22 protein-coding genes and 1 tRNA gene are annotated in these 25,230 nt (G+C 52.3%); 21 read left to right on the forward strand and 2 right to left on the reverse strand.

Annotation, left to right across the window (positions count from 1 at the left end; translation table 11 throughout):
• Nucleotides 1-36 precede the first annotated feature (36 nt).
• From KDC22_RS10640 to KDC22_RS10650, 3 genes are read left to right on the forward strand one after another with little or no spacing between them, the layout of a single operon-like run.
• Nucleotides 37-1,353 carry an ABC transporter substrate-binding protein gene (locus KDC22_RS10640; protein WP_211722993.1) on the forward strand — a complete coding sequence of 439 codons (1,317 nt, stop codon included), beginning with the start codon at nt 37-39 and terminating at the stop codon, nt 1,351-1,353.
• Between the two features lie 28 nt (nt 1,354-1,381).
• Nucleotides 1,382-3,193, forward strand: coding sequence for a sensor histidine kinase (locus KDC22_RS10645; protein ID WP_246553446.1), 1,812 nt, complete (start codon nt 1,382-1,384; stop codon nt 3,191-3,193).
• Nucleotides 3,186-4,835 carry a response regulator gene (locus tag KDC22_RS10650; RefSeq protein WP_211722995.1) on the forward strand — a complete coding sequence of 550 codons (1,650 nt, stop codon included), beginning with the start codon at nt 3,186-3,188 and terminating at the stop codon, nt 4,833-4,835. The genes KDC22_RS10645 and KDC22_RS10650 overlap by 8 nt, the downstream gene beginning before the upstream one ends.
• 409 nt (nt 4,836-5,244) lie before the next feature.
• On the opposite strand, the gene KDC22_RS10655 is transcribed toward KDC22_RS10650, so the two are convergent.
• Nucleotides 5,245-6,522, reverse strand: coding sequence for a histidine--tRNA ligase (locus tag KDC22_RS10655; RefSeq protein WP_211723990.1), 1,278 nt, complete (start codon nt 6,520-6,522; stop codon nt 5,245-5,247).
• A 120-nt stretch (nt 6,523-6,642) separates the two neighbouring features.
• Between KDC22_RS10655 and KDC22_RS10660 the strand changes: the two genes are divergently transcribed.
• From KDC22_RS10660 to KDC22_RS10680, 5 genes are all read left to right on the forward strand, one after another.
• Complete coding sequence (locus KDC22_RS10660) at nt 6,643-6,789, forward strand: hypothetical protein (protein WP_211722996.1); 147 nt, start codon at nt 6,643-6,645, stop codon at nt 6,787-6,789.
• Nucleotides 6,790-6,808: 19 nt separating this feature from the next.
• A complete protein-coding gene (locus tag KDC22_RS10665) occupies nt 6,809-7,462 on the forward strand; it encodes an HD domain-containing protein (RefSeq protein WP_211722997.1) in 654 nt (217 codons plus the stop codon).
• Nucleotides 7,463-7,552: 90 nt separating this feature from the next.
• Nucleotides 7,553-9,004, forward strand: coding sequence for a DEAD/DEAH box helicase (locus KDC22_RS10670; RefSeq protein WP_173139107.1), 1,452 nt, complete (start codon nt 7,553-7,555; stop codon nt 9,002-9,004).
• A gap of 195 nt (nt 9,005-9,199) precedes the next feature.
• A complete protein-coding gene (gene catA, locus KDC22_RS10675) occupies nt 9,200-9,859 on the forward strand; it encodes a type A chloramphenicol O-acetyltransferase (RefSeq protein WP_211722998.1) in 660 nt (219 codons plus the stop codon).
• A gap of 1 nt (nt 9,860) precedes the next feature.
• Nucleotides 9,861-10,250 carry a hypothetical protein gene (locus KDC22_RS10680; protein ID WP_211722999.1) on the forward strand — a complete coding sequence of 130 codons (390 nt, stop codon included), beginning with the start codon at nt 9,861-9,863 and terminating at the stop codon, nt 10,248-10,250.
• Between the two features lie 312 nt (nt 10,251-10,562).
• Here KDC22_RS10680 and KDC22_RS10685 read toward each other — a convergent pair whose 3' ends face one another.
• Nucleotides 10,563-12,278 carry an ABC transporter ATP-binding protein gene (locus KDC22_RS10685; RefSeq protein WP_211723000.1) on the reverse strand — a complete coding sequence of 572 codons (1,716 nt, stop codon included), beginning with the start codon at nt 12,276-12,278 and terminating at the stop codon, nt 10,563-10,565.
• 223 nt (nt 12,279-12,501) lie between these two features.
• Between KDC22_RS10685 and KDC22_RS10690 the strand changes: the two genes are divergently transcribed.
• The 13 genes from KDC22_RS10690 to KDC22_RS10750 all read left to right on the forward strand — a co-directional run bounded on the left by KDC22_RS10690 (nt 12,502) and on the right by KDC22_RS10750 (nt 25,228).
• On the forward strand, nt 12,502-12,606 hold the full coding sequence (locus KDC22_RS10690; RefSeq protein ID WP_211723001.1) for a YjcZ family sporulation protein: 105 nt from the start codon (nt 12,502-12,504) through the stop codon (nt 12,604-12,606).
• A gap of 250 nt (nt 12,607-12,856) precedes the next feature.
• Complete coding sequence (locus KDC22_RS10695) at nt 12,857-14,086, forward strand: CynX/NimT family MFS transporter (protein WP_246553450.1); 1,230 nt, start codon at nt 12,857-12,859, stop codon at nt 14,084-14,086.
• A gap of 204 nt (nt 14,087-14,290) precedes the next feature.
• On the forward strand, nt 14,291-15,259 hold the full coding sequence (locus KDC22_RS10700; protein ID WP_246553451.1) for an ABC transporter substrate-binding protein: 969 nt from the start codon (nt 14,291-14,293) through the stop codon (nt 15,257-15,259).
• Nucleotides 15,260-15,384: 125 nt separating this feature from the next.
• Nucleotides 15,385-16,986, forward strand: a complete 1,602-nt coding sequence (locus KDC22_RS10705; protein WP_173139111.1) for a helix-turn-helix domain-containing protein — start codon at nt 15,385-15,387, stop codon at nt 16,984-16,986.
• 77 nt (nt 16,987-17,063) lie between these two features.
• Nucleotides 17,064-17,147: transfer RNA gene (locus KDC22_RS10710), tRNA-Leu, on the forward strand.
• A 623-nt stretch (nt 17,148-17,770) separates the two neighbouring features.
• Nucleotides 17,771-18,016 carry an acyl carrier protein gene (locus tag KDC22_RS10715; RefSeq protein WP_076078321.1) on the forward strand — a complete coding sequence of 82 codons (246 nt, stop codon included), beginning with the start codon at nt 17,771-17,773 and terminating at the stop codon, nt 18,014-18,016.
• 13 nt (nt 18,017-18,029) lie between these two features.
• Nucleotides 18,030-19,358, forward strand: coding sequence for an ATP-grasp domain-containing protein (locus KDC22_RS10720; protein WP_211723003.1), 1,329 nt, complete (start codon nt 18,030-18,032; stop codon nt 19,356-19,358).
• 33 nt (nt 19,359-19,391) lie between these two features.
• Complete coding sequence (locus KDC22_RS10725; protein ID WP_211723004.1) at nt 19,392-20,501, forward strand: hypothetical protein; 1,110 nt, start codon at nt 19,392-19,394, stop codon at nt 20,499-20,501.
• Nucleotides 20,455-21,633, forward strand: coding sequence for a radical SAM protein (locus KDC22_RS10730; protein WP_211723005.1), 1,179 nt, complete (start codon nt 20,455-20,457; stop codon nt 21,631-21,633). Before KDC22_RS10725 ends, KDC22_RS10730 begins: the two co-directional genes overlap by 47 nt.
• A gap of 29 nt (nt 21,634-21,662) precedes the next feature.
• Complete coding sequence (locus tag KDC22_RS10735) at nt 21,663-22,523, forward strand: hypothetical protein (RefSeq protein ID WP_211723006.1); 861 nt, start codon at nt 21,663-21,665, stop codon at nt 22,521-22,523.
• Nucleotides 22,520-23,434: an FkbM family methyltransferase gene (locus KDC22_RS10740; RefSeq protein ID WP_211723007.1), complete on the forward strand. Its 915-nt coding sequence runs from the start codon at nt 22,520-22,522 to the stop codon at nt 23,432-23,434. The genes KDC22_RS10735 and KDC22_RS10740 overlap by 4 nt, the downstream gene beginning before the upstream one ends.
• A 10-nt stretch (nt 23,435-23,444) precedes the next feature.
• Entirely contained in the window at nt 23,445-24,428 is a 984-nt protein-coding gene (locus tag KDC22_RS10745; protein WP_211723992.1) for an ABC transporter ATP-binding protein, read from the forward strand.
• Complete coding sequence (locus KDC22_RS10750; protein WP_211723008.1) at nt 24,425-25,228, forward strand: ABC transporter permease; 804 nt, start codon at nt 24,425-24,427, stop codon at nt 25,226-25,228. The genes KDC22_RS10745 and KDC22_RS10750 overlap by 4 nt, the downstream gene beginning before the upstream one ends.
• The last annotated feature ends 2 nt before the right edge of the window (nt 25,229-25,230 follow it).

Raw genomic sequence — 25,230 nt, forward strand, 5'->3', positions numbered from 1 at the left:
ACTCATAGATTGTGAGCAAGACGGGGGCCTGAACATATGAGAGAGACAGGACGCTTTGGCGGACCCAGACGGAATGGACTGGTTACGCTTACAATAATACTGCTGGCGGTTGTACTGGTGCTGGGGGGCTGCGGTGCAGCGCGGGAAGAAGAGTCGCCGGCACCTGCCGCCCAGCCGGTAATCCTGGAGTACTGGACACCGTTCAGCGGTGGAGACAACATCTTCATGACTGAGCTGGTGGAGCAATTTAACCGGGAGCATCAGGAGATCCGGCTGGATCAGATCAACTCCCGGCTGGATGATTATTATTCCCGGCTGCGCACGGCGATTCTGTCCGGCAATGCACCGGATCTGGCTATTATCCATGCCACCAATCTGCCGCAATTCGTGCAGAACGGATATATCGAACCGCTGGACGGACTCGCTGCGGATACCGGGCTGGACTGGGGCCAGTTCAATGCCACAATCGCCGGGTCTACCGTCTACGAAGACGCCCATTATGCCGTACCCTTGGATACGCATACCTTAGTGCTCTATTATAACAAGAAATATCTAAGAGAGGCCGGGCTGCTGGACGCTGAAGACAAACCGTTAATCGGGCAGGGAGAACAGGGGTTTACCGCATTCCTGCACAAGCTGAAGGAGGTAGTCCCGCCCGGTGTCGCGCCGCTGGCTCTGCCCAGCACACGGATTGATTCCGTGTGGTTATGGTGGAGCCTGTATAATCAGATGCCGGGCGGCGGTGTCTTTTATAACCCGGAAGGCACGCAGGCGGTCTTTAACAACAAGGCCTCTCTTCAGGCGCTGAAGTTCGTGAACAGTCTGTATCAGCAGGAGCTTATTCCCCCGGATATTAATGATGCCTTTAAGCTGTTCTACGACGGTCAGGCGGCGGTGCTGATTACCGGGGTGTGGGGAACCGGCGCTTTTGAGAAGGATGAGCAGCTGGAGCTGGGGGTTGTGCCGGTCCCGGTCATTTATGACCATCCTGCAGTATGGGGAGATTCGCATACGCTGGCTATTCCGGCCAAAAGTGAGATGAGTGCGGAGAAACGGAAGGCAGCTATGGTCTTCGCCCGCTGGGCCGTGGAGCATGGAGTGATGTGGGCGGAAGCCGGCCATGTGCCGAGTTCGCTTAAGGTAACCGGGAGCGAAGCTTATTCAGCGCTGAAATTCCGTAGTGATTATGCCAATACCGCCAACTCGGTAGTCTATTGGCCGAGAAATATGAAGCAGTGGAGTATCAATGAAGAGATTATCCGGCAGTTTGAAAAGATGATCTACAAGGAGCAAAGTCCGGAGCAGACGCTGCAGCGGGCAGTGGACAGCATTAACCTTCAACTGAAGAGATGACGGTATCGGATCAAAGGGGAGAATGCGGTTGAAATCATTTCGCGGCTGGTTCAGGAATCTGGCACTTGCGCGTAAGCTTATTCTGATCAATGTGGTGTTCATTGTGCTGCCGCTGGGACTGACGGGCTATTTCGCCTTCGCCCGTTTCACTGAAACCACGGAGCGTAAGGTGGGCGATTATCAGCTTCAGACGCTGAAGCAGCTTACTCTGAACATTGATACCTATATGAATGAGCTGAACCGGCTGACCGTAATGCCCTACCAATATCCGAAAGTTACCGAATATCTTGCCACGAAGCGTGCCCCCGGTGAACCCTTAACGCTGGATGAGATCAGCGGACTCAACAGCTTCGTCACTCAGGTGTTTCTGAACGGCCGGGTGGATATTCTGGGTGTTTCCCTATACGGGACCGGCGGAGCCTCCTATGTGGTCATGCCCGAGAGCCAGTATGTGACAACTTATAAGCTGGATGAGAAGGTTAGCTGGCTGAATAAGTTCAAGGGTCACTACGGGCAGCCGGTGTATGTTGCCACGCATGACTTAAGCGCAAGCGGCGGGAATGTCTACCAGGCCTTCTCCATTGTCCGGGAGCTGCGCAGCTTCGATGACGGCGTGACTCTAGGGTATATTGTCATTGATGTGGACCCCAAGTTCATCCGGGAGATTCTGTCCAACGTCAAGCTGGATGCCAAAGAGCTGCTGTATATTACGGATGACTCCGGCAATCTTGTCACCGGCAAGGAGCATGGGCTCCCCCTGGAGGCCTCTGCCGTCACTCCCGGCCAAGCCGGCGAGGGGGTTAGCCATGTGAAGTCAGAAGGGGAAGGGCTGCTGGTCGCTCATGTGACCTCTGAGGTTACAGGCTGGACTACAGTGGGCGTTGTGCCTGTGTCCAGTCTAATGCAGGATACCGAGGTTCTGCGCACATACATTATTCTCATTGGCATCCTCTGTGTAGGACTGGCCCTGCTGCTGTATGTCTTCATCGCCTACCGGATCACCCAGCCGCTGCGCAAGCTGAGCCGGCTGATGCGGGGTGTTGAGCGGGGAGATCTCAGCAAGGTTTTTCCGGTAAGCGGTACGGATGAAGTGGGGCTGCTGGGCCATTCGTTCAACGGCATGATTGCCAAGCTAAGCGAACTGGGCTATCTGCTCTATGAGACGGAGATCCGGGAGAAGGATGCGCAGATTGCCGCGCTCCAGAGTAAGATCAATCCGCATTTTCTATACAATACACTGGGCTCTATCAGTATGTATGCCGAGCTTGAGGGCAGTCCGGAGATTATTACGATGTCCAACAATCTGAGCAAGCTGCTGCGCTACAGCCTGAGCGGACGCAAGGAGCATGTGACTCTTCAGGATGAGCTGGACCATGTCAGCGGGTATATGGCCATCCAGCAGATGCGTTATGAGGAACGGATTCAATTCAGCATGACCATTGAGCCTTCCCTGCTGGGCTGTGAGGTTATCCCGCTGATGATCCAGCCGCTGGTGGAGAACGCCATTAACCATGCGCTGGATAAAGGGATTGGCCGGGGCAAGATTACACTGACCGCAAGCAGCAGCAGTCGAATCCTCAGAATCACCGTGGAGGATGACGGGATCGGCATGAATGCGGAAGCCCTGGAGGCGCTCCGGCTGCATCTGCGGAATACGAAGGAGCTCGGCGGACGTTCAGGCAACGGGCTGCTGAATGTTCACCGCCGGATTGTGCTGCATTACGGGGAGGAATATGGCCTGTCCCTGGAGAGCATGCCGTATCAGGGCTTCAAGGCAGTGCTTAAGCTGCCGGTCATTAACCATCAGGGCAGAGCAGGGGAGGATGACGGAGTTGCCTAGAATATTAATTGTTGACGATGAATCGGTCTTCCGCAAAGGACTGCGCAAAATGATTACCAGCCTGGACGGCAACTGGGAGGTAGTCGGTGAAGCCAGCGACGGCTATGATGCACTCGACAAGCTGGCCGAGCTGTCTCCTGAAGTGCTGCTTACCGATATCCGCATGCCGGGAATGGACGGAATCCAGCTGCAGCAGCTGGCCGGGGGGCGGTTCAAGGATCTGATGACCGTCGTGGTCAGCGGTTATGATGAATTCGCCTACGCGCAGCAGTCGATGCGCCAGGGGGCGAAGGATTATCTCATGAAGCCGGTCGAACGGGAGGAGCTGGGCCGTGTACTGGAGAGGCTTGGGCGGGAGCTGGCCGAACGTAAAGCGCAACCGGTGCGCAATGAGGAGCCGTGGCAGGTTCAGCCCCTGCTGAAGCGGCATGTGGCCGCGCATCTGACCGAGAGTCTGCTGAAAGGCAAAACGAAGGATAGTGACCTTGAGCTGCTGCGTGAGATGGGCTTTGTGTTCAGCTCCCCCTACTTCATCTGTATGGTGATCAAGCTGGATAAATATTCGGTGGAGAAGGAGCGTTATCTGCGGGGAGATGCCTCTTTGTTCCTTCTGTATATCCAGCAGGTCGTCCAGGAAATGATAGACCGCCAGACCAAGGGGATTAGCTTCGTGCAGTCAGACACCGAGGTGGTGGCTGTGCTGAATATAGCAGACCCGCAGCAATCCTTATCCGCGCCGGGAAGCCTGGGCGACATGATCCGCAGGCAGATCCGTTCCTTGTCCAACCTGACGGTGACCATCGGGGTCAGTAATCCGGCGGAAGGGCTTGCGGGGATTCCGAAGGCATACAACGAAGCCGGAATCGCGCTCTTGTACCGGTTGATCGAAGGCGGTGACAGGCTGCTGGATTATGCCAAAATGACGGAGCGTCCCCACTCCGGCAGCGGACCCCTGAAATGGTCCTGGGAGCTGCTGGAGAAGTCGATTACCGGCGGCAGGGCCGCCAGTATAGGACCGATTGTCGAGCAACTGATTGAAGAGCTGTGCAGCATGGCGGAATCACCGGAGAGCATTCACCAGCAAATCTGCAAGCTGCTGCTGTACTACTACGAATTGTCCGAGGAGCTTGATGTTACCGAATCGTGGCTGGGGTCCAAGGATATCCGTAAAGTGCTGTTCGATGTATGCAGCCTCTCTTCCCGGCAGGAGCTGGCCGAGAAATGCCGCGGACTGTTAATCACGCTGACCGGCTGCATCACGGCATCCAGAGCAGCGAAGGATATCGATCCGGTAACCGCCGCCCAGCGCTATATTTCGCTTCATTACTACCGTCCGCTTAGCCTCAAGGAGGTAGCGGATGAAGTGTTTCTGAGCCCGGTGTATTTCAGCAATCTCTTCAAGCAGAGAACCGGTGTCACCTTCATCGAATTTCTGACGCATATCCGGATGGAAGAAGCCCGTAAGAAGCTGGCATTTACGGATGAGAAGATCCACAGTATCGCGGAAGAGACGGGCTTTGGCAATGTGCGCCACTTCAACCGCGTGTTCAAGAACAGCAGCGGTCTCTCGCCCAAAGAATACAGGGACAGCACACGGGCGGTGCAAGCGGCCTCAATGGATAGCAAGGGCGCTGAAACCTAAGACGAAGAAATAGAGCATGATCTAAATAAGGAATTTACAGCGTGTGAATATCCGGGTCAGTAATTTATCAGCGGCAACCGGGTGAATTTGAACGGGGAGTGGAACGATGCACGCGCTCCGGGCCCGGGCAGATGGAATTCCTGCATAAAATCCAACATTGCACATTCCCCGGGCCCGAGCTAATGGGATTCCTGCATAAAATGCAACATTGCACATTCCCCGGTGCTGATCTGATGGAATTCCTGCCTAAATTGCAACAATGTGTGTTCCTCAAGTGCTAATTGGATGGGATTCCTGCAATAAGTGCAACAATGTGCGTGCCCGGGGCCAAACTGACGAAACATTCTGCAAAAAGTGCAACATTTAGCTATCAGCATCAATAAATTGTGACTGGGGAGAGGCTTCGGAGTCACCCCGTAATTAACTGAACCGCCTCCGTCACTGTAACCAGCCTCTCGCTCCCCAGCTCCATATCCTTCAGCCTTAGCTTCTCCACAGTGACCTCGCTCTCCCCAACCATAATGACATAGCGGATGCCCTTGGCTGAAGCTGCGGCCAGTGTTTTTTTGAGCTTGCGCGTGCCGGTGTCCACGCCTGTGCGGATGCCTGCGGCCCGCAGGGCAGCGGCAGCAACCAGAGCCTGCGGCAGATATCCGCCGACGGGAATAATCAGGACACCGGAACGGTCCGCCGTATCCGCCGGGCGTTCGCCCAGCAGCGCCATGATCGACTCCATCCCGAAGGAGATGCCGACTGTAGGATACTCTATATCGTCGCGTCCGACGAGCTTCCCTATGATGGCGTCATATCTGCCCCCGCCGCCGAGGCTGGAAGTATAGCTGCCTGAAGCATCGAAGATTTCATAGACTGTCCCCGTGTAGAACGACAGCCCGCGTGACAAAAAAGGATCGAAGACGCACACTTCCGCAAGGCCAACCGCATCAATCAGCTGCTGCAAGGCTACTACCTCAAGCGTACCGGGCTGCCCGTCCAGCTTATATCTCTCTACCATTTGCCCGAACCCCGGGTTCGTCAGCTCCAGCAGCTCCGAAATCAGCCGAACCGTCTCAGCAGTCAGTTGCTTGTCCGTCAGCTCTGCCAGCACACCGCCGCTGCCGATTTTGGCTAGCTTGTCGAGCGTCAGCATGACGGAGAGCTGCTCCTGTGGCGGAACGCCGACCGCTCCGAGAATCTCGCCCAGGAAGCGGCGGTTGTTCCACTTCAGCACCACCGGGATATCCAGTCTGCGGAAGACCTCCGCGGCCAGCTGCATCAGCTCGGCTTCAGCCTGCGGACCGGCGATGCCGACCACATCAGCGTCACATTGCAGGAACTCGCGCAGGCGGCCTTTTTTGACCGGACCATCGCGGAACACCTTGCCGATCTCGTAGCGCCGGTATGGGAACACAATACCCGGATTCGTAGCAATCACCTTGGCAAAAGGGATCGTCAGATCGTAACGCAGCCCCAGCCTGCGCCCGCCCTGATCCGTAAGCTGGTACATCTCGCGCAGAATCTCATCGCCCCCGGCATATTTGGAGGTCAGCAGCTCCAGCTCATTAAGCAGCGTCGTATCCATCGACTCGAATCCGTACAGCTCGAACAGCTCCTGAAGCGTAGTCCGCACCTTCTGGCGGATGGCCTGTTCGCGGCCGAAGTAATCGTAGGTTCCTTTAATATTTTGCATCATTAGCAGCTCCCTTGTTCTGTAGTTTCGGTAAAATAAAAAACGCGCCGGACCCCATGGTCCCGCGCGCTTATCTATGCCGCAGGGAGGTCAAACGCGAAATGCGTTAGCCCTCCCTGAATGAATTCAGGTGTGCTAACGCTGCTTGTGATGATGAAGTTGATTCGTTATGATGGACAAGCGGTTCATGCGAATCAATTCCCTTCCGGCTGGATTACAGCACATTATAACGGATCAGAAGCAGCAGCGCAAGACCTGCATTATTAGTCATAAAGGAGTAATTATAATGGATTATATACATCTCATAACGGCGGCAGAAAATTTCGCCAAAGAGCAATTAGGCCAGGATACCACCGGCCACGACTGGTTTCATACCGACCGGGTACGGAATACAGCCGCTCTAATCGCAGGGATGGAGGGAGCCAATGTCGTGATCTGCAGTATTGCGGCACTTCTGCATGATGTGGCTGACGAGAAGCTGAATCCATCCAAGGAAGCGGGGCTGCTCAAAGTCCAGACTTGGCTGGCCGCACATCTGCCGGATGAAGCTGCGTGCGAGCAGATCATGGAGATCATCGAGACGATGTCCTTCAGCGGCGGCAGGGGAGCTCCGATGTCTACACTGGAAGGACAAATCGTGCAGGATGCGGACCGTCTGGATGCGCTGGGGGCGATTGGCATTACGCGGACGTTGGTTTTCTCCGGAGCGAAGGGACGTCCGGTCTATGATCCCAAGATCCCTCCCCGGGACGAGTCGCTGAAGGAAGAATACCGTGATTATTCCAAAGGGACGGCGGTCAACCATTTTTATGAGAAGCTGCTGAAGCTGAAGGATCTTATGAACACTTCGTACGGGAAGCAATTGGCGGAGGAGCGCCATCAGTTTATGCTGGTTTTTTTGGAGCAATTTTATAAGGAATGGAATCAAGGGGCAGAGTAGGTGTTATAATGGAATAATGCGTAAGATGGATGGAACGCGGGAGACCCCGCCTGAACCGGAACAATCGGCATAGAAGAGGTAGAATATAATATGAGTGAAGTACAAGTACAGTTTAGTGATTATGGTTTGAGTGAGGAGATTACCCGTGCGCTCGAGGTTCTGAAGTACGTGGACCCTACGGAGGTGCAGCGGAAGGTGATTCCGGTGGCACTGAAGGCGCGCGATCTGATCGTCAAGTCGCAGACCGGCAGCGGCAAAACCGCAGCATTCGCCATCCCGCTCTGCGAGCTGGCCGATTGGGCGGAGAACAAACCCCAGGCGCTGGTGCTGACACCGACCCGGGAGCTTGCCCAGCAGGTGAGAGAGGATATTACGAACATCGGGCGCTTCAAGCGGATCAAGGCGGTAGCGCTGTTCGGCAAGCAGCCTTTTGCCCCGCAGAAGATCGAGCTGACCCAGAAGACGCATGTGGTTGTAGGCACGCCGGGCCGTGTATTCGACCATATCGAGCGCGGGACGCTGAATCTGAGCCGGATACAATATCTGGTAATCGACGAAGCGGACGAGATGCTTAGCATGGGCTTCATCGAGCAGATTGAGAAGATCATCAAGCAGCTGCCCAAGGAGCGTGTAACGATGCTGTTCTCGGCGACGCTGCCGGATGTGATCAAGAATCTGTGCCGGAAGTATATGACGGAGCCGGTGGACATTGAGATTGAAGCCAGCGGAATTACGACAGCGTCGATCGAACATGCCCTGATTGAAGTCGTACAAGCTGCCAAGTTCGGGCTGCTCAGCGATCTGCTGACGGTGGAGAATCCGGATAGCTGCATTATCTTCTGCCGGACCCAGGAGCAGGTGAATTCCCTCTTCCGCGGGATGGCCGACCTCGAATATCCGGTGGACAAGATCCACGGCGGCATGGAGCAGGACGAGCGGTTTGAGGTGATGAATGCTTTTAAGCGGGGACAATTCCGTTATCTGATCGCCACCGACGTTGCTGCCAGAGGGATTGATATCGAGAACATCACCCATGTCATTAACTATGATATCCCGCTGGAAAAAGAGAGCTACGTCCACCGCACCGGCCGTACCGCCCGTGCCGGCAAAAGCGGCAAAGCGATCACCTTCGTTACGCCGAATGAACACAAATGGGTCAGGGAGATCGAAGGCTATATCGGCTTCAGCCTGCCAATCATGAAGGCTCCTTCGGAGGATGCGGTGGCTTATGCCAAACCGGCGTTCGATCTGAAGCTGGGCAAGCAGCAGGTCCGCAAAGCCGGCAAAACCGAGGTCATGAACCAGGACATCATGAAGCTCTATTTCAACGGCGGCAAGAAAAAGAAGCTCCGCGCAGTTGATTTCGTCGGCACCATTGCCAAGCTTGAGGGCATTACGGCGGCGGACATCGGAATCATCACGATCCAGGATAACGTCACCTACGTCGATATTCTGAACGGCAAGGGATCACTTGTGCTACAGGCGATGAAGGAGACAACCGTGAAGGGCAAGCTGCTGAAGTGCCATATCGCCAAAAAATAAGCCGGAGCTGCTGCTAGTGCAGCCGGGTTTCGAACGCTGTCACACGGGCCACAAGGCCGGGGGGCAGCGTTTTTTGAAATAGTGATGTATGATACAATAATATGAAGTCTTTTTAAAGGATGGACTTTATATGAAAAAGTCAGACAAGTCAGCCTCCTAAATCCGGTTTACACAAACATTTAGGAGGCAGAGCCAATGAATTTTAATCCGATTGACAGGGATAAATGGAAGAGTCAAGAGATCTTTACTCATTACCTGAACCAGGGTACGACCTTTAGCATGACAGCAGAAATTGAGATTAGCAGTTTATACCGCAAGATAAAACAACAAGAATATAAGCTGTATCCTGCCCTGCTATTCTTGATGACCTGTGTGGTCAACTCCAATACAGCGTTCAGAACGGGGTACAATAGTGCGGGGGAGTTAGGGTATTGGGACAAGCTAGACCCGCTGTATACGATTGCTGACAGTGTCTCGGAATCCTTCTCGGCGATTTGGACGGCTGGCACGAAGGATTTCCAAGCGTTCCACGATTCTTACCTGTCGGATGTGGAGAATTATAAGGATTCCGGGCGATTGTTCCCCAGGACACCGATACCCGAGCATACCTTTTCTGTATCTATGATTCCGTGGACTTCCTTTACCGGATTCAACCTGAATATCAGCAGTAACGGGAATTACCTTCTGCCCATTATTACCGCAGGGAAATTCACGACCATAGGCGATTCCATATACCTGCCGCTGTCATTGCAGGTCCATCACGCTGTCTGTGACGGCTATCATGCAGGATGGTTCATGAACGAGGTCCAGGCAATGGCAGACCGTGCTGACGAATGGATTGGTGGAGGGCGATAATTTGGCTACATTACAAGACCATTATGAGAAAGATAAATCTTTGAATATGGAATTTGTCTATCGTGATGAGAGACCTGACCAGGGCTGTAAGTTTATCGTTACTAATACAGAGAATAGAAGCAGAGTTGTGAGTGATGTAGGATGGACCAATTTTACATTAAGTAAATTCGTTGAAATGCTTAATCATTTCCCTATGGATGTATATAATGGTTATTTTTCGCATTATGACGAATCCTTTGAATGGACATGGACCCGACAATCTGATCCAGAGTTGTTCCTAATTACTGTTTTTACTGCGGGCAGTGAATTTTCTTACACCAGCAGTATTCAAGAGATTCAAGCCTTTGGTGCGGCGATTGTTGAGGATATTAAGAGTGCTCCACAATTTTAATATATATAAGACACACTTAAGATTTGTACTTGAAGCTGATTCGTCACTACGGTGAACATTTGGACTTCCGGCCGCTGTTGTCACCAGATTTCTTGATTTAAACTGCTCTTCGCTGGTGAAATCCGGTGACAAAGGCGGTCGCTAACGCTCCTACAGTTCCAAATTTCCCCTCCGTTTCTTTTGCTTTTTGTTAATTTCTTTAGTGTTTCTTATATAAATAAAGAAACCTTCCGGATGCGCCCTTGGCCGCATTCCGGAAGGTTTTTCATTTGAGTCTGCCTGACTTGTTCACTCCGGCATTAATAGAAACACCTAAGCATTATACTGCGCCTGATACAGGCGGCTGTAAGTGCCTCCGGCATTGACCAGCTCCTCGTGGCGGCCCTCCTCGGAGATGCCGTCCTCGCTGACGACAACGATCCGGTCAGCGTTCTTGATCGTCGTCAAGCGGTGCGCGATGACGAGTGTAGTCCGGCCCACGGATAGGTCGGCCAGCGATTGCTGAATCGCCGCTTCCGTCTCGGTATCGAGCGCCGAGGTGGCTTCATCCAGAATCAGAATCGGCGGATTCTTCAGGAACATCCGGGCAATTGCCAGGCGCTGCTTCTGTCCGCCGGACAGCTTGACGCCGCGTTCGCCGATCACAGTGTCCATACCATTCGGCAGGCTGTTAATCAGCTCCTCCAGCCGGGCCTGACGGGCAGCCTGCCAGATCTCCGGCAGCTCTGCATCCAGCTTGCCGTAGGCAATATTCTCGCGGATCGTACCGGAGAAGAGGAATACATCCTGCTGCACGATCCCGATCTGCTTGCGCAGCGAGCTGAGCTTCATATCGCGGATGTCGATCCCGTCGATGGAGATCGCGCCGCCGGTCACATCGTAGAACCGGGGGAGCAGGCTGCAGATGGTTGTTTTCCCCGCACCGGAAGGTCCGACGAAAGCAATCGTCTCACCGGCGTTAACGCTCAGGCTGATATCCTCCAGTACCTTGCGGTCGTCTTCATAGCCGAAGCTGACCTTGCTGAAGCTGATATCCCCGCGAAGCGTTCCAACCTCTACAGCATCCGGTTTGTCGGCGATATCCGGCTCGGTATCAATGACTTCCAGATAACGTTTGAAGCCGGCAATCCCCTTCGGATAACTCTCGATGACAGCATTAATCTTCTCAATCGGCCGGAAGAAGACGTTGGACAGCAGAATGAAAGCGACAAATTCCCCGATTTCCAGCTCTCCCTTGATGAAGAACCACGCGCCGCAGACCATCACGACAATGGTGATCAGACGGGTCATCATATAGCTGACCGACGAGCTTTTGGCCATCAGCTTGTAAGCCATCAGCTTGGTCTCGCGGAACTTCTGGTTGTCCACGGCGAACAGCTCTTTCTCGAATTCTTCATTGGCAAAAGACTGGACCACGCGGATTCCGCCGACATTGTCTTCAATCCGGGCATTGAAGTTCCCGACGTTGCCGAATAGACGGTGATAGGTCTCGGTCATGCTGCGTCCGAAGTGGATAATGACCCAGGCCATAATCGGCACGATGATGAACGTGATCACGGCCAGCTGGAGATTGATATCGGCCATCAGCACAAATGCGCCGACCAGTGTCATGACGGCAATGAACACATCCTCCGGCCCGTGATGCGCGACTTCCCCGATATCGTTCAGGTCATTGGTAATTCTGCCGAGCAGATGACCTGTTTTGTTGTTGTCGAAGAAGCGGAAGGAGAGCTTCTGGATATGATCGAACATTTTTTTGCGCATATTGGTTTCAATATTAATACCCAGCATATGCCCCCAGTAGGTAACTACGTAGTTCATCGCTGTATTGAGCGCATAAATCCCGAGCAGGGCAACGCAGGCAATCAGAATCAGCGGCCAATCCTGACCCGGCAGCAGATCGTCAATGAATTTATTAACGGCCACAGGAAAAGCAAGCTCCAGCAGACCGGCACCTACTGCACAGGTGAAATCAAGGATAAACAGCTTCTTGTAAGGACGGTAATAGGAGAAAAAACGACGCAGCATCTCTTGTTCACTCTTTTCTGTAATGTGTTATGTATCTGGTTATTGAGATCAATTCTCAATTAAACCTTATTCTTAGGATACTAAAGTGGGTTACACGTTTTGTCAACGGTGAGAAATTATTAAATTGAATATAACCCGGGTATTTCATTGCCGCTACACCCATACCAAGAAGATATTTTATACATATTTTAACAGTGTATCCAAGGGTAAAGGAGGAGTTAACATGAGCGAAAATGTTGGGGGATACGGCGGAGCTTTCACTTCCACTGGAGCGATTCTGGTTCTGTTCATCCTGCTCGTAATCATCTCTAAATCTCTTTGGTGCTAATTTAGCTTGATTTCATGTGTGCGGCCGCTGGTCCTGGAGACCGGCGGTTTTGATTCAGCATCAGAAGAGGTGTCAACCCTCTGGAAGAACTTATATTTGTGCAGCCTCCGCCGTTAAGGGCTATAATTGACACATGCGCCTTGGACTAGCAGCATCTTCTGCCTGCAAACCCGGTGTAATACATATCACAGCCTACATCCCTGACGAGCTTTTGCTTGGCGGGTGTTTTGCTGCGACCTGGAGGATCAGCATGAATTTCAGCCGTAAAAACAACATGGCAGGAACAAGCCTGCCTGCCCATGATTCAAATACCGGAAGCCGCTGGATGCTCATCATCGGCATTATTTGTGTGGCCGCCGCGCTGCGCGCCCCGTTCACCTCCGTCGGCCCCCTGCTGGAGATGATCCGTGATGACCTCGGCTTATCGAATACCCTGGCCGGAGCCATCACGACCTTGCCTTTGTTGGCCTTTGCGCTTCTGTCCCCCTTCGCTCCGCAGCTTGCCCGCAGGCTGGGACTTCCCAATATCCTGATGCTGGCCATGCTGACGCTGTCGATGGGGATTCTGGTCCGTTCGGCTTCGGGGACGGTCACTTTCTTTGCGGGTACGGCGATGATCGGCCTGTCGATTGCCGTCTGCAATGTGCTGCTCCCGGGACTGATTAAGGGGAAGTTCCCGCACCGCATCGGCCTGATGACCGGAGTGTATACCGTTTCCATGAATATATGTGCGGCGGCAGCTTCCGGGGTGAGTGTTCCCTTGGCGACCTCTGCCGGACTGGGGTGGAGGGGAACCCTGGCCCTTTGGTTTGTGATCGCTGCCCTGGCAACCCTCTTCTGGATTCCGCAGATGAAGAGTCTCGGTCAGAACAGTGCAGGCACCGTCCGCTCATCGGCCGTACGGATCTGGCGCTCTCCGCTTGCCTGGCAGGTTACGCTGTTTATGGGGCTTCAGTCCTTGCTCTATTATGTTCTGATCTCCTGGTTCTCGGTGATTCTCGGTGAGCGGGGGATGACACCGGGCCATGCGGGGTGGATTCTTTCGCTGATGCAGCTGGCCCAGCTGCCGTTCACTTTCTTCGTACCGCTCTGGGCCGGACGGATGAAGAATCAACGCCTGCTGGTAGTCATTACTTTCGTGCTGTTCATCATCGGTATCCTTGGGGTCTGGCTGGGCCGCACAGAATTAATGGCGTTATGGGCCATCTGTATTGGAATAGGCGGCGGTTTTGCTTTTGGCTTGGCGATGATGTTCTTCAGCCTGCGCACCCGGACAGTGCAGGAAGCAAGCGAGCTGTCAGGCATGGCCCAGTCAGCCGGATATTTGCTGGCAGCGGCGGGACCCGCATTGTTCGGCCTGCTGCATGATGCTGCGGGCAGCTGGAATGCACCGCTGGCGCTGCTTGCGGGAGCATGCGTGCTGCTATTCGTGGCCGGCATGGGGGCGGGACGCGACAGATATGTGGGAGACCGGTTGTGAACGAGAGGCCCCGTCAGCTTGACGGGGCCAACTATACGTTTGTATAAGATTTTTGCCGAGAAAGTGCATTGAAAGCTGGTCAGAACATGCTACGATGTGATTAAGTCATTGAGAATGATAATCAATGAAATTAGACACAGGAGTGAAGCGGAAATGATAAGCTGGGGTCGGAAATGTATTGGGACAGTCGTACTTATAGTGGCAATGTCAGCTATAGCGGCTTGCGGAAATAATAAGGCTGCGGACGGCAACGCCGTGCAGACTGGGAATAAGGCGGAACAGACAGTAGCAGCCAGTGCAGCTCCTGCGGAGACTGGGAATAAGCCATCCTCAGAAGGGGCAACCCGTACGATTGCCGGGGAATTCGGCGAGGTCAAAATTCCCGTGAACCCCCAGCGGGTGGCAGCGATCTATCTGGAAGACTATCTGAAGGCACTGGGCGTTACTCCGGTGGTGCAGTGGTACCATCCAAGCTGGGGCAAGCAGGATTATCTCAATCTGGATGTACCTGAATTTGATATCAGCGGCAGCATAGAAGCACTGCTGGACAAGAATCCGGATCTGATTATTGCCGATGGCGGTGTGGATGCCGCTAAGTATGAGCAGTATTCCCTGGTAGCTCCAACCTACCGCCTGCCGGAGAGCGTATTGCAGGATTCAAGGCTGATCCTTACAGCGGTCGCAGACGCGCTCGGTATTCCTGAGAAGGGAAAGGCTGTACTGGCCGAATATGACCAGAAGGTGGCAGATGGAAAGGCCGCGCTGCAGCAGGCACTGGGACAGGAGAAGGTGGCTGTGATCCGGCTTAATGTGGCGGACAAAACCGTTGCTCTTTTTGGAGTCAAAAACCGCTTTACCGGTGTACTCTATAATCAATTCGGTCTGACACCTGTTCCTATGGCTGCTGAGATGACGGAATTCCAGTCGATTATCTCAGAAGAAGTGATCCCGGAGCTTCAAGCGGATCATATCATTGTGTTCCCTGACAACGGGAATTGGGATACTGCGGCCAACCAGGAGGCGATTCGGATTCTCGATGGCCCGCTGTGGAAGAACCTGCCTGCGGTGAAGAACGGAAACATCTACAGAATGGAGCGTTCCCACTGGCAGTCCGGTGCCATTACGGCCAATTTGATGAAGCTGGATGATCTGTTGAAAGCCTTCGTGAAATAGTATTCCGTACAAGCTGCTGTTTATATTATAAAAGCGAAAAGAGGATCTATCAGCAGGTTGATAGATCCTCTTTTTTGTTTTACACTTAGAACTGATGATAATGGTTCTCAATCAGGAGGGGTAGAATGGCGGAACATTTGCAGGCAAGCACCGGAAGAACGCTGCTCTACAGCCTGATTAACATAGAAGCAGTTACCCGGTCACCCGGGGGAAATGAACCGGTCGCTGTATATCAAGAGCATGTATTAATCATTGTATCGGCAGGAGCGGGCTGGCTCAAGGCAGATCATTGGCGTTATCCATTGGAGAAGGGTGCCGGATTTCTGATCGAAGCCGGGTCGGTAAACAGAATCCAGGCCGGAGAGCAGGGGATCAGCTTTTACCAGCTCTCCTTTGAAGTCATCCGCAGAGGACACAGCAATCATGGCGGAGTGGACAAGCTGTCTGGAGAGGGCCTGCTCGTGCCGGGACTTCTTAACTGCAGGCCCTACTCACAGTGTGCCCTGCTGCTGGATTCCATATATTATAGCTGCCGGCGCCCGGAGGATATGGAATGGTTTGCGGCCCAGACCCGTTTTCAGGAGCTGCTGCTGCTGATTATACGGGCGAATGCCCCGGCGATGAAGACCAAGGATGACCGCGAGGCGGTAGAGCGTTCGATCCGTTATATGGAGGAGCATTTCAGTGAGGCCTTATCCGTAGACCAGCTGGCGGAGATTGCCGGGATTGGCCGTGCGCGTTATACGCAGCTGTTCAAAGAAATTACCGGCCAGATTCCCCTGGAGCACTTGAACAGTCTGCGGATTGAGCAGGCGCAGCAGCAATTGCTGCTGACCGGGGACCGTCTGCATGAGGTTGCACTGGCTGCTGGGTACAGCAACGAATACTATTTCAACCGGCGGTTCAAGGCAACGGTTGGGGTCACTCCGGGTCAATACAGAAGTCTTCATCAGGAAGGAGTCCGTGTATTTGCGCCATTTCTGGAGGATTACCTGGTGGCCTTAGGGGTTATGCCAGTGGTGCAGTATTGTCATGCCCAGTGGGGCAAGCAGGAGTACCTGGGTCTCGATCAGGTTCCGGCGTTTGATATTTCGGGCGGAGACTGGCAGGGGCTCTCCCGGTATAGACCGGACCTGATTATGCTGGATGACGGCTTCCAGCGCTGGCAGCTGGGAGAATGCCGCCAGGTGGCTCCATTGTTCCGGCTGCCGTTCCATCAGGAGGACTGGCGGGCCACATTGCGCTCGGCGGCAGCGGTCTTCGGCAGAACCGGCCGTGTGCAGGAGGTCATCAGCGATTATGAGCAGCTGGCCCGGCAGGCCAAACGTCAGCTCAGCCGCAGCATCCGGGGACAGACGGTGGCACTGCTGCGGATTTCTGCCCATGGCGTTGCCCTGTATGGCAGTGAGAATCTGGGATATTCCGCCCATGTTCTGCACGAGGATCTGGGGCTGCAGCGGCATCCCGCCGTCCAGCATCTTACCCGGGGACAGAAGCGTGTCAATCTGACCCATGACGAGCTTGCAGGCTTGACCGCAGATCATTTGTTCATTACGTTTGACCTTCAGGAAGGGGAGAGCCGGGAATTGCTGGAGACACAGCTCTGGAGAAGTCTGCCTGCTGTACGCAACCGCTGCGTGTACGAGGTGGATTTCATGGCCTGGATGAATTACGGTGTCCTGTCGCATCAGCGGAAGATCGCGGATGTGCTGAAGGTACTGGCTTGAAAATTAAAGCTTGCAATTCCGCTCCAAAGAGAGTATATTCTTAATTACGGTGATTGAATCACTGCAATACATAATATGCGGTCATGGCGGAATTGGCAGACGCGCTGGCTTCAGGTGCCAGTGATAGCAATATCGTGGAGGTTCGAGTCCTCTTGACCGCATCATATTTTACAATACAGGTTCTTGCTTGGCATTTATGCCGCAGGAACCTGTTTTTCTTTTGTTGTGGATGAGTGCTCTTTAATTGCTTCTTGAATGTATGAGGAAAACAGCATACATTTGCTGGTACGCAGGCGTGTGGCCCGAATGTATGAGGAAAACAGCATACATTTGCTGGTACGCAGGCGTGTGGCCCGAATGTATGCGGAAAACAGCATACATTGTGCCGGCACGCAGGCATGTGGCTCGAATGTATGCGGAAAACAGCATACATTTTGTTTATTTCTTTAGTGCTTTTTATATATTTAAAGCCTGTAGTTCGTTCCCCGCTTAAACAGCGGAGAGGACGGAACGAATGTGGAAAAGCGGCAGCGGTCGCCTTGGTCTCCGGATTTTCACCGCTAAGGGGAATTCAAAAAATCTGGAGACCACAGCGATTGGAACATCGGTCCGTTCACGGAGCGTCCACCAAGTGCTCTGGCGAACCTCCCAGCTCTGATCAATTCCAATAAAAATCCTATACATATCATAAAAATGTGAGTTAGAAGCCGGAACTCTGAGGTTGTATCATAACTAGTAAGCAATGCTGCTTATTTAAAATTCATGATGCGAGGAGAACGGTGATATGCAGGATACCATTGTGCGGATCTTGAGTGAAATTAAGAACAATCCCGAGCTGTTGCTCACTGCCACTGAAGCCACCGATATTGTGAATGAGGTAGGTCTGGATTCCCTGCAGATGATTAATTTCATTCTCCGGATCGAAGACGAATTCGAAATTGAGTTTGATTTTGATCATTTTGCCTATGAGGATTTCCAGTCGATCGGGGATTTCATGGGGTTCATCACAGCCACGCAAACCGCTTCATAAGGGGGCTTCATGAATGAAGTCAACCGTGGTTCTAGGCACCTTTGATTCCGAGGCGTGGTGGCGGAGTCCGCATGGATCTACGCTTCCTTCTATGAACAGCAGCCAAGCTGTGACGATGGGCATGGATGAATTGTTATTTCCGTTATGCAAGGAACAGGACCTTCTGTTCACCCGGCAGCCCATGGACGAGCATCTTAGAAGCTATTTATCGCGGCTCGGCTATACCTTCACCCCTATTCATTGCAGAAATCCCGTTCATGCGGATGACTACAGGCTGCATGTGTTTGACCTTCTAATGGCTGATGCAAGCTACTACCAGCAGCTACTCCCGCAAGATACTATAATCTCTCCCTATTCTATTCTTTCTGATGCCAACGAGGTAGTACGCAGGTTCAGTTTTGGTAATCATTTTCCCTCCTTAGATACAGTTCGAGCTGTCAATTCAAAGATCTATTCTCATGAACTAAGACAAAGATTGGGCATTCGCAATAGTTCCTCTATAGCTGAAAGTTCTGAGGAACTGCTGACCTACGGGCTTCAGCTGCTACGGACCGGACAAGTGCTGGTGAAGGACCCGCTGGGTGTCTCAGGCAAAGGCAATATGTTAATTTCAAGCGAGAGAATGCTGAGAAGAATTGCCGCCTATCTGCAAGAGCAAGAGAATAGAGGCAAACAAACACAGTTCATTATCGAACCCCTGCTGGATAAAACGGAGGATTTCTCCTGTCAGCTGTTCATAACAGAGCAGGGGGAAGCGGAATTGTTGTCTGTTCAACGAATGGTGAATGAAGCTTTCTCTTATGCAGGCTCCTATCCTGCCGGTTCCGGGTTTACCCGGATGCTCCGGGACAAGGGTTATTTCAGCATTATGGAAGATGCCTGCAAGGACTTGTTCGAGACAGGCTATCATGGCGAGGTATGTATAGATTCCATGCTGCTGGCAAGCGGTGAGCTGGTGCCCATCGTTGAGATTAATGCCAGAAAGTCCATGGGGCTGATTAACCATCATCTCAATAACGATTTACAGCAGTATTCCTTGTTCAGCTTTTTGACCTTTATCCCGGCAGGCTGCGCTGCGGAAGTGACCATGCTGCACGTACTGGAGGTTCTCCAAGCCAACGGATTGTTGTTTACGCAAGAGAACAGGCAAGGAATCATACCGCTGGGTGCAAACACGCTGTTCGGCTCCGGCAATACCGCATTTGCTGACGCGGAGTCTGAATGGAGGAAGGGGAAGCTTTATGTAGCTGCTCCCTATGCCTCTGATGTGAGTGAAGCATTCACGCTAATCCAGCGGGTGAAGGACGTCTTGAAGTCTCTAACCATTAAGGTATATAACTGACCAGTCTTGATCGTAAAAAGAGGGAGCTGACAAATGATTACCATTTTATGCTCATCTGTCGCATTGGGGGTATATACACCTGCGGTCCTGCTACGAGACGAGCTAAGCAGGTCATATGAGGCCGATCTGGAAGTGCTGGAGAGCCTGTATCCGCCCGAAACAAGACTGAAATTAACCGAAAATAAAAAGGTTTTCTCTACGAGATTTGAAGTAGCCAAGCTGGGTCACAGAATGATCAGGGATATCACACCGAATCTGGACCCGCAGCTGGTAACCCGGCTTTTAGGCAAGTGGGCAGAAGAGAACCGGAGGGTGTTTATGGTTTTCTCGGGATTCTGGATGCCCGTTCTGGAAGAGTACGCGAAGAGTTACCGCAAGGATGTCCATGTCGAGCTGATTCATATGGATGCGGTCATATCTCCATCGTGGAAGCTGTATTCCAACAATATCCGGAATGATCTGTTTACGGTGAACGATGTCTGGTTTTTTGACGGGGCGTCTGGGCGGGTGAATTACAGTATTTCCATGGGGCAGGCTGCCCCGAAGGACTATAAGGAACGTGACCACCGGTTCGTCATCCATGGCGGCGGCTGGGGAATGGGGACCTACAAGGAGACGGCAGCAGAGCTGAATCACTCCCTGGATTTGAACATCGTCATTCATGAGCTCACGGATGATCAGGCTTACGGAGCCGGCCACCGTTATTACATGGTAAAGCCGGGCTGGTCACCCTGGATGAAGAACGAAGAGCATGAATATACCCTGCCGCCGTTCGGTGAAGTGATCAATAATTCCTTTAACGAGGATACCGGGGTGAAGCATAGCTTCTATCAGCTGATCTGTAACTCGAAGGCGATTATCAGCAAGCCCGGGGGAGGAACCCTGCTGGATTCGCTGGAATCCTTCACGCCGGTTATTTTCCTGGAGCCGCTGGGTGAGCATGAAGCCTGCAATGCGGAGCTATGGGAGCGGCTGGGTTTTGGCATAAGGTATGAGCACTGGATGAGTATGGGTTGTCCGCTTGAGGTGCTGGAGACATGCAGTGAGAACCTGAGAAGCTATAAAACACAAGTATTACATTACGGGAGGTGTTTTGATGAGACAGCCGCAAACATCCGTAGTTCTGGACCGGGATTCCTTTGAGCGCCTGAAAAAAACCATTAAACATATGTCGGTCACGCACAAACAGGTTCATCTCAATCCTGCGTATTCCACGAATCTTCCGGTCGAGGTCGGGCTTAAATTAACCAATGGCTGTAATCTGCGCTGCAAGCATTGCTTTGAATGGAACGCTGAGGGGTATCACCGGGATTTGGGCAGAGCCGAGCAACGGGAAGAGCTTGATTTCGCTGTGATTGAAAAAGTGTTCCGGCAAACCAAAGAAACGAACGCCAATATGTTCCTTTGGGGAGGAGAACCTCTGTATTACAGCCGGTTCAATGAGCTGGCCGACCTGCTGGAGCAGGACCCCAGATGGACGGTGTTATGCACCAACGGCATTCAAATCATCGAGAAGCTGGATTCCATCCTCAAAATGTCCAAAAGTCTGGTCTGTCTGATCAGCCTGGAAGGCTTCGAAGCAGAGAATGATGCGATCCGGGGAAAGGGTACCTTCAAGAAGGTGATGGCGGGCATTGATAAGCTGCTGGAGCTGGAGAAGGAGGGCATCTACCAGGGGAAAATCTCCATCCATCTGACCATTAGCGATGTCATGATTGATAAGCTGTATGATTTTGTGGAGTTTTTTGAGAATAAAGGAATTGACTCGGTGTATATTACCTTCCCGTGGTATTTGCCGGATGAGGTATCGAGCAATATGGACCGCTATTTCAACGAGCATTTCAAGTGGCTGGCGGATGATCTGGAGGAAGGGCACCGCAATAGCTGGCATTCGTTCAAATATCGCATCTCGCCTGACAGGATTGATTCGCTGCTTGCGCAGATGGAGAGGATTAACCAGCGAACCTGGAATTTAAGAACACGTTATCAGCCCGCGCTTGAACTACATGAGGTACGGGACTTTGTACTCGGTTCAGAGAAGCCTGTCCAGAATAAAACGCAATGCCTGTCGATCCGCACCAGACTGGATGTGCTGGCTGACGGTGAAGTCAGTGCCTGCAAATTATTTCCGGAGTTCTCCCTGGGGAATCTGGGGGATCAGGATCTTAAGGAGATATGGGACGGCGATAATTTCGAAAGGGTTCGGGAAACCCTGAAATGCGGCCTGATGCCGGTATGCTCCAAATGCATTCTGCTGTATCTTCACGGAAAATAAGAATGGAGGCTATCCCGAAGAATTCCGCTGTGAGCCGCAAACTGACGGATTGGACGGTTCCTTTTGGCCCCTATGATTGTTTGTTGAATGCGGTTACATTGTGGCTGTCTGTTCATCATGCTGATCCGAATCCGCTGTACAGGTATAATTTCTCCATTAATTATTATGCAGGCTATGACTGGTTCGACAGTACGGTGCCGGTGAAGGAGCTGTTTAGCTTCATCCGGCACGCTTATGGGGTTGAAGCGAAGCCTTGCCATTTAGACTCGGTGGATCGCGGAGAGATGTATCTGCTGCCGGTGGACGCCTATTATGTGCCTTACATGAAGGAATTTTACGGGAAGGGCCATATGCTGCATTATGTGCTGGCTGAAGCGGCAGACGATCAGAGCCTGAGAGTTACAGATCCTTATTTCGCAACAAGCCTATTGGCAGACCGGACTTGCGTGGAGCAGGCTTGGCGCACCTTCAGCGAACCGGTTATGGAAATCAGCCCGCCCCTCAGCCTGAAGCCTGACTTGAACTCTATCCGGCCTTATCTAACTACACAGCCCTATGCAGAGCTGCTCCCCGTCACCTTTGCCCGGATTTCGGAACGGATCATGGATGTTGGAGCTTACAGGGGGCCGGAGAATGTAATGGAACATCCGGTGTTCAAACAACAGTTTGGCTGCATCCGCACGATTGCCCTATCGCGGTTTAGGCATTTCGGCACCTGCAGCACCATGGATGTTGCTCACCTCGGCTCGGCCTGGAGGAAGCTTGAAGTGAGCTTTATGAAGATGACGATCAGCTTGGACAGAGGGGTAACGGCTACCGTGAAGCAGCTGAAGCAGATTGCCGAGGATGAGCTGGCTTATTTACATTCCTATGCAACAGGAGGACGATGATGCCGGAAGAAACCAGGTACGAGCAGATCCAGCGGATGTTCTGGGAGAAAAGGGTAGAGGCGGTCCAATTGCTTAGACGGGCGCTTAAAGAGCAGGTGGAGCAGATTGAAATTCATCAAGCGGAGACCCGGATCAGACTGACGGACGGGAGACGGTTTGTGTGGGATACCGGGCACTTGAACAGTCTTGGTTTTCTCATGCGGGATGGGTTTGTGGAGCGCGGGGAGAGCCGGTTATTGTCCGTACTGATCCGTGAAGGATTTGAAGTATTGGATATCGGGGCGAATTATGGGTGGTATTCCACGCTATTCGCACAAGCGGTAGGGCAGGGCGGCAGAGTTCATAGCTTCGAGCCGGTAAGCCCCACCTTCGCTGAACTGGCAAGAAACATTCAATTAAACAACCTGCAGAATGTAATTCTCAATCAGGTTGCGCTGTCTGACTATAACGGGGAAGCAGAGATCTATCTGCCTGTACGAAGCGGATCTGAGGATGCTGCGTTAATCATTGACCCGGCCTTACAGCATGAGACCTACCATTGCCGGGTGCAAACGCTGGATACGTACATTGAGCAGCAGCAGATCAGCCATATTGACCTGATTAAAATAGACATTGAAGGCGGCGAATTAAAAGCATTAAAGGGAATGGAACAGTATTTGCAGCAGCATCATGAGAAGCCCCTGCTCATGCTGGAAGCGACGGAGGTTCTGGCTTTGCGGTTCGGAAATTCGATCAGTGATCTGTTCCGGTTTTTGCAGCAGTATCAGTATCAGCTCTTTCAACTGGCCGCAGAGGAGCTTGTGGAGCTGGATAGCACTGCGGAGCTTACGGCACAGAATATATTTGGCCTGCAGCCGGAGCATGTCCGGAGGTACAGCCCGTTCATCAGATTGATAACCATTGCAAAGTAGGGATGCCGGTATGGTCATTCATGTAGATCAATTGAGCAAGTCCTTTGACTACTACAAAAAAGAAACGGGAATCCGAAACTCCGTCAAGAATCTGTTCCACAGGGAGAAATTAACCAAGGATGCGGTGAACAAGGTCTCGTTCGATATTAACGAAGGCGAGATGGTTGCGTTTCTGGGTCCGAACGGAGCAGGCAAAACCACCACTTTGAAAATGCTCTCCGGCATCCTGTATCCGAGTGGCGGCAGTGCGGAGGTGCTGGGCTACACGCCCTGGGACAGAAAAAATGACTTCAAGAAGCAATTCTCCATTGTTATGGGCCAAAAAAACCAGCTGTGGCTGGATCTGCCGGCAAGCGATTCCCTGTATTTAAACAAATGTATCTATGAAATCAGCGATCAGAAGTATAAGGATACACTTGACGAGTTAGTCACCCTGATGGATGTCAGGCACCTGCTGCATGTACAGGTCAGAAGACTGTCCCTGGGTGAGCGGATGAAGATGGAGTTGATCGCTGCTTTGCTGCACCGGCCCCGGATTATTTTCCTGGATGAGCCGACGATTGGCCTGGATCTGGTGTCACAGAAGAACATCCGCGAGTTCCTCAAGGCTTATAATCATGAGTTCCGCACAACGCTGCTGCTTACGAGCCACTATATGAAGGATATTGAAGACTTGTGTAAGCGGACTATCGTGATCAATCAGGGCAAGCTGGTGTATGACGGGGAGATCCGCAAGATCAACGAGGTCATGAATGAGAAGAAACGGATGAAGCTGACCTTCTCGGCCATCGTCGAGCGGAAGGATCTGGCCGTTATGGGTTCTATCAAAGAATATAGCGGACATGAGGTCATTCTCGAAGTGGAGCGTACGAAGTTCAAGGAGTATTCCAGAATGGCCATGGATCACTTTCCCGTCATTGATCTCAATCTGGAGGATATTCCCCTGGAGGAAGCCATTGCACGTTTATATGAACAGCCGGAGCCGCAGGGATGAACAATAAATTTGCCGTCAGCTTCTCGCTGGGAATCCAGAACTCCATGGAGTACCGCTTCAACTTTTTTATGGGCTTTGCCAGTCTCTTTTTCCCAATCTTCATTCAGCTCTTCCTGTGGAAGGCGGTCTATAGCCATGCCTCCAATATGAACTTATATGGCTATACCTACCGCCAGATGATCGTCTATACCATCGTAGCTGCCCTGATCTCGCGGCTGGTGGCTACGGGTCTGGAATATGACATTAACCATGATATCAAGAGCGGGGGGCTCAATAAATATCTGGTGCGGCCGATCGGTTATTTTCCTTATAAAATATGTGTCTACCTTGGCGGGAAGGTCCTCTCGTTTGCCATTACCTTAATCCTGCTGCTGGGCGTGGTGCTGTTCATGGTCTATTACTTCAAAGCGCCAATCAGCGTATCACGTATCCTGGTTTTTGGTGTCGTGCTTATACTGGCGGTGGTGCTTAATTTCATGATCTCCTTCTCGGTCAGCGCGATTGCCTTCTGGTTAACCGATGTTTCTTATTTTTTTCATGTTACAGCGTTATTGATTCAGATTTTTAGCGGCGGGATCTTCCCGCTCGATATTTTTGGGGCGACATGGCTGGCCTTCTTCGACTACCTGCCGTTCAAGTATACGATCTACATGCCGGTGAATGTAATCAACGGCAAGCTGACCCTGCTTCAGGCGCTGCATGTGATCGAGCTGCAACTGCTATGGATTGGCCTCCTTCTGTTGCTTACGCGCTATATTTGGACAGTGGCGATCAAGAAATATATTGCCGTAGGGGGTTAAGG

The sequence above is a fragment of the Paenibacillus tritici genome (genome assembly GCF_018207515.1).
GTDB lineage: Bacteria > Bacillota > Bacilli > Paenibacillales > Paenibacillaceae > Paenibacillus_AQ > Paenibacillus_AQ tritici.

What these genes read in the sequence shown, in the direction of transcription:
- KDC22_RS10670 (WP_173139107.1), top strand. Translation starts at nt 7,553, where the DNA reads ATGAGTGAAGTACAAGTACAGTTTAGTGATTATGGTTTGAGTGAGGAG.
- KDC22_RS10715 (WP_076078321.1), top strand. Translation starts at nt 17,771, where the DNA reads ATGCAGGATACCATTGTGCGGATCTTGAGTGAAATTAAGAACAATCCC.
- KDC22_RS10660 (WP_211722996.1), top strand. Translation starts at nt 6,643, where the DNA reads ATGAATTCAGGTGTGCTAACGCTGCTTGTGATGATGAAGTTGATTCGT.
- KDC22_RS10655 (WP_211723990.1), bottom strand. Translation starts at nt 6,522, where the DNA reads ATGCAAAATATTAAAGGAACCTACGATTACTTCGGCCGCGAACAGGCC.
- KDC22_RS10640 (WP_211722993.1), top strand. Translation starts at nt 37, where the DNA reads ATGAGAGAGACAGGACGCTTTGGCGGACCCAGACGGAATGGACTGGTT.
- KDC22_RS10720 (WP_211723003.1), top strand. Translation starts at nt 18,030, where the DNA reads ATGAAGTCAACCGTGGTTCTAGGCACCTTTGATTCCGAGGCGTGGTGG.
- KDC22_RS10750 (WP_211723008.1), top strand. Translation starts at nt 24,425, where the DNA reads ATGAACAATAAATTTGCCGTCAGCTTCTCGCTGGGAATCCAGAACTCC.
- KDC22_RS10665 (WP_211722997.1), top strand. Translation starts at nt 6,809, where the DNA reads ATGGATTATATACATCTCATAACGGCGGCAGAAAATTTCGCCAAAGAG.
- KDC22_RS10695 (WP_246553450.1), top strand. Translation starts at nt 12,857, where the DNA reads ATGAATTTCAGCCGTAAAAACAACATGGCAGGAACAAGCCTGCCTGCC.
- KDC22_RS10685 (WP_211723000.1), bottom strand. Translation starts at nt 12,278, where the DNA reads ATGCTGCGTCGTTTTTTCTCCTATTACCGTCCTTACAAGAAGCTGTTT.
- KDC22_RS10700 (WP_246553451.1), top strand. Translation starts at nt 14,291, where the DNA reads ATGTCAGCTATAGCGGCTTGCGGAAATAATAAGGCTGCGGACGGCAAC.
- KDC22_RS10730 (WP_211723005.1), top strand. Translation starts at nt 20,455, where the DNA reads ATGAGACAGCCGCAAACATCCGTAGTTCTGGACCGGGATTCCTTTGAG.
- catA (WP_211722998.1), top strand. Translation starts at nt 9,200, where the DNA reads ATGAATTTTAATCCGATTGACAGGGATAAATGGAAGAGTCAAGAGATC.
- KDC22_RS10705 (WP_173139111.1), top strand. Translation starts at nt 15,385, where the DNA reads ATGGCGGAACATTTGCAGGCAAGCACCGGAAGAACGCTGCTCTACAGC.
- KDC22_RS10745 (WP_211723992.1), top strand. Translation starts at nt 23,445, where the DNA reads ATGGTCATTCATGTAGATCAATTGAGCAAGTCCTTTGACTACTACAAA.
- KDC22_RS10740 (WP_211723007.1), top strand. Translation starts at nt 22,520, where the DNA reads ATGATGCCGGAAGAAACCAGGTACGAGCAGATCCAGCGGATGTTCTGG.
- KDC22_RS10690 (WP_211723001.1), top strand. Translation starts at nt 12,502, where the DNA reads ATGAGCGAAAATGTTGGGGGATACGGCGGAGCTTTCACTTCCACTGGA.
- KDC22_RS10725 (WP_211723004.1), top strand. Translation starts at nt 19,392, where the DNA reads ATGATTACCATTTTATGCTCATCTGTCGCATTGGGGGTATATACACCT.